General features: G+C 35.8%; 7 protein-coding genes. 3 read left to right on the top strand and 4 right to left on the bottom strand.

Annotation, left to right across the window (positions count from 1 at the left end; translation table 11 throughout):
• Positions 1–692: 692 nt before the first annotated feature.
• Together epmA and Q5N69_RS18270 are read left to right on the top strand one after the other, a co-directional pair.
• Positions 693–1,670, top strand: coding sequence for an elongation factor P--(R)-beta-lysine ligase (gene epmA, locus Q5N69_RS18275; protein WP_304370521.1), 978 nt, complete (start codon positions 693–695; stop codon positions 1,668–1,670).
• Positions 1,671–1,742: 72 nt separating this feature from the next.
• Positions 1,743–2,126, top strand: coding sequence for a MerC domain-containing protein (locus tag Q5N69_RS18270; protein WP_304370520.1), 384 nt, complete (start codon positions 1,743–1,745; stop codon positions 2,124–2,126).
• Here Q5N69_RS18270 and glnG read toward each other — a convergent pair.
• The 4 genes from glnG to glnA form a co-directional block, all read right to left on the bottom strand.
• Positions 2,119–3,522 (bottom strand): nitrogen regulation protein NR(I), encoded by a 1,404-nt coding sequence (gene glnG / locus Q5N69_RS18265; protein ID WP_304370519.1) that lies wholly within the window; start codon positions 3,520–3,522, stop codon positions 2,119–2,121. The two genes, Q5N69_RS18270 and glnG, sit on opposite strands and share 8 nt — an antisense overlap.
• Entirely contained in the window at positions 3,522–4,607 is a 1,086-nt protein-coding gene (gene glnL, locus Q5N69_RS18260; protein ID WP_304370518.1) for a nitrogen regulation protein NR(II), read from the bottom strand. Before glnL ends, glnG begins: the two co-directional genes overlap by 1 nt.
• A 92-nt stretch (positions 4,608–4,699) precedes the next feature.
• Positions 4,700–5,182, bottom strand: coding sequence for a DUF4124 domain-containing protein (locus Q5N69_RS18255; RefSeq protein WP_304370517.1), 483 nt, complete (start codon positions 5,180–5,182; stop codon positions 4,700–4,702).
• 149 nt (positions 5,183–5,331) lie between these two features.
• On the bottom strand, positions 5,332–6,738 hold the full coding sequence (glnA, locus tag Q5N69_RS18250; protein ID WP_304370516.1) for a glutamate--ammonia ligase: 1,407 nt from the start codon (positions 6,736–6,738) through the stop codon (positions 5,332–5,334).
• Positions 6,739–7,066: 328 nt separating this feature from the next.
• Between glnA and typA the strand changes: the two genes are divergently transcribed.
• Positions 7,067–8,884 (top strand): translational GTPase TypA, encoded by a 1,818-nt coding sequence (gene typA, locus Q5N69_RS18245; RefSeq protein ID WP_304370515.1) that lies wholly within the window; start codon positions 7,067–7,069, stop codon positions 8,882–8,884.
• Positions 8,885–8,969: the final 85 nt, after the last annotated feature.

Here is an 8,969-nt window from a genome sequence, read left to right as displayed (position 1 = left end):
AGCTTATGCTACGGGTTTTTTGCTATCTGGTATTTGAAAAACCAAACACTCATAAAAGACGATAGGTAATAGCGATAGAAGCTAGTAAGGCTTTGATATTTGTATTCTTAATAAGATAGTTAATTCATGTGGTGTCGAAGGACGCCACTCCTGCACATCTGACAACTGCTCCTGCTGGTCTACATCCTTGTAGGAAATTCGCTATATTAAGAGACACAGATGTGAATGCTCTTGTACATCCATACTCCAAATCATTATTATTTTCTCTTACGTCTTTATCCCACAGTTCTAGTTAATTGAGATGTTCTAACTGATCGTTTTTTAAAGATTAAACAAATGGAGTTAGTAACTTAATTCGCTGGTAGAAACTAGTAATATTGAAAGTATGTGGATTTATTAACGTTATTTATTTGGGACTGTTCCTCTTCATTAATGAAAACATTAGAACATAAGTTCTTCAACCAATGGCATCGATGTTTTAGTACATAGCTTTTTAATGGGGTTATAGTTTTTTTATTTAATCATTTGTAGATGTTTCATTAAAATACTTAGATGAGGAATGCTTTTTCTTAATTACTTACGACAAAATATAATTTATTAAACTAGCACTGAAAGACGCGAAAACTTCTTTTGTATGGAAAAGACAGTTACCATTAGGGCAAAGTTAATTTATTCATCTAATTGAGTATGATATGAGTTGGGAAACAACGTTAAGTTGGGAAGATGCAAAAATGAAAGCATCTATTTTGAATCAGATAAGACAATTTTTTTTCAACCGCAATGTTGTTGAAGTAGAAACTCCATTATTAGGGAGTTCTACAGTTACCGATGTACATTTAGAGGCTTTTGAAACTCTTTTTAATTATTTTCCTTCTAGCTCTGTAGATTTTTCTGATTCTTTGTATTTACAGACGTCCCCTGAGTTTTGTATGAAAAGGCTTTTAGCATCGGGTTATGAGTCTATTTATCAAATATGCAAAGCATTTAGGCATGAAGGGAAGGGACGTATACATAACCCTGAGTTCACCATTCTAGAATGGTATCGAGTTGGTTTTGATCAAAGGGACCTTATTGAGGAGGTTTCATGCTTATTAAAAGACGTTTTAAATTGTAGCGAGCCTAAGATAATAAGCTATCAGGATTTGTTTACTAAACACTTAAATATTGATCCTTTAGAAACGTCTATAGAAGAGCTAAAAAATATTATAGATATAAATGGCATAAGTGATGATTGGATAATTGAAGAGAAAAATATTGATATTTTATTACAATTTGTTTTGTCTGAATTAATAGAACCAAATATTGGACATGATGAACCTGTATTTATATATAACTTTCCAATATCTCAAGCATCTTTAGCTAAACAAAATGTTGATGATTCTAGGGTTGCTGATCGTTTTGAATGTTATTTTAAAGGGATAGAGTTAGTGAACGGGTTTTGTGAGCTTACTGATCACATCGAACAACAAGATAGATTCAACAAAGATAATCTAGAACGAAAGCAAATAGGAAGAAAAGAAAAACAAATAGACACCCGTTTTATTGATGCCTTAAAGTCTGGTATACCTAGTTGTTCTGGTGTTGCATTAGGAATCGATCGGCTGTTAATGTTAGCACTAAATAAAGAACAAATAGATGAAGTTATAACTTTTACTATTGATAGAGCTTAATAAAGTTATGTTATAACATATCATGTGTGATATTATAGCAATAATAAGTTTTTTATTTTGGGTTTTGTTAAAATGTTAGATCGGATTGGTATTACAGCAACTAGCTTATGTGCATTACATTGCATACTTCTACCTGTGCTGTTACCTGCATTACCTCTTTTAGGTTTAAGTTTCTTAGCTGATCATCAATGGGAGCACTTTTTCCTAATTGTTACTGCGATATTAGGTACTTTTGCATTGTTTTCTGGTTTTAGAAAATATCATAGACGTATTTATCCTTTCTACTTATTATTCTTAGGTATTACTATCTATTGGATTAAGCACGACTTTTCAGAAGCATTAGAACCGTTTTTTATCATTTTAGGTGCTTCTTTGATCGTTGCGGCGCATGTTATAAATTTAAAGCTTTGCAATAATTGTAAACAATGCGCCGATGATGGTTGTCAGACTAGTTAAGATCTAAGTCTTTTAATTTTCGAGTTAATGTATTCCGTCCCCATCCAAGCTTTTTAGATGCTTCTTGTTTATGTCCTTGTGTAAAATGAAGGGCTCTTTCTAAAGCTATTTTTTCAAACTCAGGTAAAGCAGTATCTAAAATATTGCTGTTACCTGCTTTTAACTGCTCATCTATCCATAAACTGAATGCATGCTGCCAACTAGCTGTTGATGTGTTCGAAACATCTTTTTTATTTTTTAATTCTTCTGGTAAATCTTCAACTAAGATTTCTTGCCCGCTTGCCATGACGGTAAGGAAACGACATAAGTTTTCTAGTTGTCTAACGTTACCTGGCCAGTCACATTGTGTTAAAAACTTCTCTGCATCCTTATGTAAAGATTTTGGATCGACACTCAGTTCATTAGCTGCTTGCATAAGAAAATGTGCAGCAAGTTGAGCTATATCTTCTTTTCTTTCACTCAAACTTGGTAGATGTATCCTAATAACGTTTAAACGATGAAATAAATCTTCACGGAATTCATTTTTTGTTACTTGGTTTTCTAAGTTTTGATGGGTTGCTGCAATTATTCTTACATCTACTTTGATAGGGGAGTGTCCACCTACTCTATAGAATTGGCCATCAGCTAATACACGTAATAATCTTGTTTGAATATCAAGTGGCATATCCCCAATTTCATCTAAGAATAATGTACCGTTATGTGCTTGTTCAAATCGACCTTGGCGAATTGAGTTTGCACCTGTAAATGCGCCTTTCTCATGTCCAAATAATTCTGATTCAATTAAATCTTTAGGGATCGCCGCCATATTTAAAGGTATGAATGGTCCATTCTTTCTTGGACTATGTGTATGTAATGCATGAGCTACAAGCTCTTTACCTGTACCTGACTCACCATTAATTAGTACACTGATACTCGATCTTGATAATCGGCCTATGGCTCTGAAGACCTCTTGCATAGATGGTGCTTCACCAATAATCCCAACACTTAATGTTGATGAGTCTTTTGGCGCATTTTTAGCATTCTGTTCTCGAGCGTGAGTTAAAGCTCGTTTACTTAATGAAATAGCTTCATCAATATCAAATGGTTTAGGTAGATACTCAAATGCTCCACCTTGATAGGCATTTACAGCACTATCTAGATCAGAGTGTGCAGTCATTATAATTACTGGAATATTAGGATATTCTGAATTTATCTGCCCCAATAGTGTCATGCCATCTATGTCAGGCATTTTTATATCAGATATTATAATTTCTGGCTGAGAGTGCTCTAAAGCTGTGAGTAGGTCTCTGGCACTTTCAAATGAAGCAGCTGATATGTTGGCTTTGTTAAATGCTTTTTCTAGTACCCAGCGTATTGAACTATCATCATCTACAATCCAAATCTGTTCTGTTGTCATTATATCTTGTCTCCGCAAATGGGTAGTAATATTGTAAATTCAGTTTTACCGGGCTGGCTGGTACAAAGTAATTTTCCGCGGTGCTGATGAATAAGTGTTTGGCAAATGGATAGACCAAGACCTGTGCCATCACTGCGGCCTGAAACCATAGGATAAAACAATGTGCCTTGGATGTTTTCTGGTATGCCTGGGCCGTCATCTATAATGCTGATTTGCACCCCAAGTTTGACCCTTTTGCCATTAATAATCTGATTACTTGCTACTCTCGTTTTGAGTAAAATGGTGTTGCTACTGTCAATTGCTTGTATGGCATTGTTAACAATATTAAGAATAGCTTGCTGTATTTTGTCTTCATCAAATTTTATATCAGGAATTGAAGGGTCGTAGTCTCTATAAAGCTTAATACCTTTAGGGTTATTAAAGTTTACTAGTTGTATCACTTTTTCTAATGCTACATGGATATTTTGTTTTGATATTTTAGGTAATTGATTAGGACCAAGAAGACGATCAACAAGATTTGTTAGTCTGTCAGCCTGTTCAATTATCATAGCGGTATATTCTTTTTGTTCGCCACTTAAGTCATTATCTAGTAATTGTGCCGCACCACGTAAACCGCCTAATGGGTTTTTTATTTCATGCGCAAGCCCACGAATCAGATCTCTACCTGACTCCCATTGTTGATGCTGAAAAGCCTCTTCACTGATTTGTTTTTGATGATCTATTTGTTTAAATTCTAGTAAAATATGTGGTTCATTATTGAACTCAATAGAGGATGCCGTTAAGTCTATAGTTATTTGAGCTTGATCCATAAATTCGACCATTACATCACCATCATTAAACTCTTGTCCAGATGATAGCAATTGAACAAAACGCTCTTTTTTGACAGATGCTTTTCTAATAAGGTCTTCTATAGATTGGTTATATAAACTATTTAAACTTTTTACTAGGATTGCTTCGGCAGCAGGATTGAGATATTTAATAACTAAATTTTTATTTAGTAACATCATTGCCGTTATCATATGATTTGGCAAAACTTGTTGGAATTTTATTTTATTTTGTTTTATTTCAAAAATATTACTTAACATTATAACCAACTCTGACTGCACTATTATGGTGCCGCACTGCCGTTAGTTTGTCTTAAATGAAGCGATAATTCTTCATATTGAAGCTAATTTGCTTAATTAACTGACGCACGGTGCATATAAAAGGTAACTGGTTTTGATGATGCAATAACCTTGCCTTTAGCGTTTAATAATACTAATTTAATTTGATGTTCGCCTCGCTCTATATCACGTAAAGCAAACATTGAGTGGGTTTGGGGGGCTTTATATGGAACATCGTCCACAAAGAGTTGAATAGAAAGTCCTTGTTTGAATACAGGCTTTATTCTTCCTGAAACATGAACTGAGCCAGTATTGTCTCTAATAGTTGAGTTGTTGGTAGGTCTAATAATATCCACTTCAAATTTGTCATCAAGCTTTTGAGGTTTTATATCAAGTATTGAAGTATCTATAGATGGGGATATATTTTGATTAGCTGTATTTATTTCAATCTCTTCTGCACCAGGTTTAGGGCTGTCAGAGAATACTAATACACCTGATTCGTCTCGCCATACGTAAACTTTTGCCGAAGTAGCATATGCAGGTATGAGTAATGACATTATTAATAATAAATAGATAAAAGATTTTAATATATACAATGAAAAAGTCCGTTCTTTAATTACTGTACTAATCTAGCAAACTATCAGATTTATGCCACAAAAAAAGCTCACCTAAGTGAGCTTTTTAATAAAATAGTTCTAAAAACTAATTAAACGCTGTAATACATGTCAAACTCAACTGGGTGAGTAGACATATTCAACAATTCAACTTCTTCACGTTTCAGGCTAATGTATGCGTCAATCATGTCAGCATCCATTACACCACCAGCTGTTAAGAACTCTTTATCTGCTTCAAGAGCATCTAAAGCATCTCCTAAAGAAGTAGCTACTTGTGGAATTTGTGCTGCTTCTTCTGCAGGTAGGTCATAAAGATCTTTATCCATAGCATCGCCAGGGTGGATCTTGTTTTTGATACCGTCAAGGCCAGCCATTAATAATGCAGCAAAAGCTAAGTAAGGGTTAGCCGCTGGATCAGGGAAGCGAGCTTCAATACGTACAGCTTTTGGAGATGGAACAATTGGAATACGAATTGATGCACTACGGTTACGTGCTGAGTATGCAAGCATTACTGGCGCTTCAAAACCTGGTACAAGACGTTTGTATGAGTTAGTTGAAGGGTTAGTAAATGCATTAAGTGCTTTAGCATGCTTAATGATACCGCCGATGTAGTAGATAGCTAGTTCAGATAACCCGCCGTACTTATCACCAGAGAATAAGTTAACACCATCTTTAGCTAAAGATTGGTGAACGTGCATACCAGAACCGTTATCACCTACTAAAGGCTTAGGCATAAATGTAGCTGTTTTGCCGTAAGCGTGAGCTACGTTATGAACAACATACTTATAAATTTGAACTTCATCTGCTTTTTTAACTAGTGTGTTAAAACGACAAGCGATTTCGTTTTGACCAGCTGTAGCAACTTCATGGTGATGTGCTTCAACAACTAAGCCCATGTCTTCCATAATTAAACACATAGCTGAACGAATATCTTGTGAAGAATCTACTGGAGATACTGGGAAGTAACCACCTTTAACACCAGGACGATGTCCCATGTTGCCTTCTTCGTATTCAGTACCTGAGTTCCAAGCTGCTTCTTTATCATCAATTTTGAAAAATGAACCACTGATGTCAGTACTAAAACGTACATCATCAAAAAGGAAGAATTCAGGCTCTGGACCAATTAAAACTGTGTCAGCAATACCTGTAGAGCGCATGTACTCTTCAGCACGGTGAGCAACTGAACGCGGGTCACGGCTGTAACCTTGCATAGTAGAAGGTTCTAAAATGTCACAACGGATGTTTAATGTTGGAGTTTCTGTAAAAGGGTCAAGTACTGCAGATTCAGCATCTGGCATCATAACCATGTCTGATTCGTTAATGCCTTTCCAACCTTGGATAGATGAACCATCGAACATTTTACCATCTTCAAAGAAGTCAGCATCAACTTGATGATGAGGAATAGAAACGTGTTGCTCTTTACCTTTTGAATCAGTAAAGCGTAAATCAACAAATTTAACATCGTTTTCTTTAATTAAATCTAGAACTGCTTGTGACATCGATAGTCTCCAGTAATATAGTTTTTGTGAAATTTACAAATACCATGTATTTGTTTTAATAATTTAAAGCTAATATCGTGCCAGAAATAACTCATTGAAATGTAATGATTTATATATATTTGCGATATTTTTCTGCACAGTGTTGGTGCTGTAGTTGTAACTATTTGGTGCAGTGCACCAGTTATGTCCAAAGCAACGTATTAACATTATCATAACGTTATTACATATTCGAGAAATAGAAAATTATATTTAATGTTATTCGACTATATTTATGATTGTCTCTGCTGTATAATTCGCGCCCAATTATAGCCTATTGAGCAAGAAGCCCGTGTTAGAGAAATTACGTAATGTTGCGATCATCGCCCACGTTGACCATGGTAAAACTACCCTAGTCGATAAATTATTAAGTCAGTCTGGTACTTTAGACGCAAGAAGCGGTCTAGAAGAGCGTACGATGGACTCAAACGATATCGAAAAAGAACGCGGTATCACCATCCTAGCTAAAAATACAGCGATCAACTGGGGAGAATATCGAGTAAACATCGTAGATACTCCTGGCCATGCTGACTTCGGTGGTGAAGTTGAACGTGTTATGTCAATGGTTGATTCAGTGCTCCTTATTGTTGATGCACAAGAAGGCCCAATGCCTCAAACGCGTTTTGTAACTAAAAAAGCGTTTGCTCAAGGTTTAAAGCCAATTGTTGTTATTAACAAAATTGATAAGCCAGGTGCACGCCCTGAATGGGTTATGGATCAGGTTTTTGATTTATTTGATAACCTAGGTGCAACTGACGATCAATTAGATTTTAAAGTTGTATACGCTTCAGCTATCAACGGTTGGTCTTCTTTAGAAGAAGATGTTGTTGGTGAAGATATGACTCCTTTATTCCAAACAATAATCGACGAAGTACCTGCTCCAAATGCTGATGCAGATGGTGCATTCCAAATGCAGATTTCTCAACTTGATTACAGCTCTTACTTAGGTGTTATCGGTGTTGGTCGTATTACTCGTGGTTCTGTTAAACCTAATCAACAGGTTACTGTTGAAGGTGCTAACGGCAAATTACATAACGGCAAAGTAGGTAAAGTTTTTGGTTACTTAGGTTTAGAGCGTCATGAAAGTGAAATAGCTCATGCTGGTGATATTATTGCAATCACAGGTTTAGGTGAACTTAAAATTTCAGACACCATTTGTTGTCCAAATGAAGTTGTAGCATTACCGCCATTATCTGTTGATGAACCTACTATCAACATGACGTTCCAAGTAAACACTTCACCATTCTGTGGTCAAGAAGGTAAGTTTGTTACGTCACGTAATATCAAAGAGCGTTTGGATAAAGAACTTATTCATAACGTAGCTTTACGTGTTGAACAATTAGATGATGCAGATAAATTTAAAGTATCAGGCCGTGGTGAACTTCACTTAGGTATATTAATTGAAAACATGCGTCGTGAAGGTTACGAACTAGCTGTTTCACGTCCTGAAGTTATTATCCGTGAAGTAGACGGTCAACTTGAAGAACCTTATGAGTCAGTGACTATCGATGTTGAAGAAGCGCATCAAGGTCCTATCATGGAAAAAATGGGTGTTCGTAAAGCTGAATTAACTGATATGGCACCAGATGGTAAAGGTCGTATTCGTATGGACTTTATTATGCCAAGCCGTGGTTTAATTGGTTTCCAAACTGAATTTATGACATTAACGTCGGGTTCTGGTTTGATCTACCATACATTCCTAGAGTACGGACCTCACAAAGGTGGCGAAATAGGCCAGCGTTTGAATGGTGTAATTATCGCTAATGCTACTGGTAAAGCATTAACTAACGCACTATTTAACTTACAATCTCGTGGACGTTTATTTATCGGCCATGGTGTAGATGTTTATGAAGGTCAAATCATTGGTATTCATAGCCGTGATAATGACTTAACAGTTAACGCGTTAAAAGGTAAGCAATTAACTAACGTTCGTTCTTCTGGTACAGATGAAGCACAAACATTAACGCCACCTATTATCATGTCTTTAGAGCAAGCTCTAGAATTCATTGATAACGATGAACTTGTTGAAGTTACACCTGAAAGTATCCGTATACGTAAGAAATTCTTGAAAGAGAATGAACGTAAACGTGAAGGTCGCTCTGCTAAGTAATCATACTTAATGACCCGTCCTAATATAGGTTGACAGTCATTTAATTAAAACGCCTGATGTACTTCATTGGGCGTTTTATATTTTA

It is taken from the genome of Pseudocolwellia sp. AS88, from assembly GCF_030551755.1.
In the GTDB taxonomy this organism is placed as follows: Bacteria; Pseudomonadota; Gammaproteobacteria; order Enterobacterales; family Alteromonadaceae; genus Pseudocolwellia.
Note: the sequence above shows the minus strand (reverse complement) of the source record. Positions and strands in the feature narration are given on the sequence as shown.

What these genes read in the sequence shown, in the direction of transcription:
- epmA (WP_304370521.1), top strand. Translation starts at nt 693, where the DNA reads ATGAGTTGGGAAACAACGTTAAGTTGGGAAGATGCAAAAATGAAAGCA.
- Q5N69_RS18270 (WP_304370520.1), top strand. Translation starts at nt 1,743, where the DNA reads ATGTTAGATCGGATTGGTATTACAGCAACTAGCTTATGTGCATTACAT.
- glnG (WP_304370519.1), bottom strand. Translation starts at nt 3,522, where the DNA reads ATGACAACAGAACAGATTTGGATTGTAGATGATGATAGTTCAATACGC.
- glnL (WP_304370518.1), bottom strand. Translation starts at nt 4,607, where the DNA reads ATGTTAAGTAATATTTTTGAAATAAAACAAAATAAAATAAAATTCCAA.
- Q5N69_RS18255 (WP_304370517.1), bottom strand. Translation starts at nt 5,182, where the DNA reads ATGTCATTACTCATACCTGCATATGCTACTTCGGCAAAAGTTTACGTA.
- glnA (WP_304370516.1), bottom strand. Translation starts at nt 6,738, where the DNA reads ATGTCACAAGCAGTTCTAGATTTAATTAAAGAAAACGATGTTAAATTT.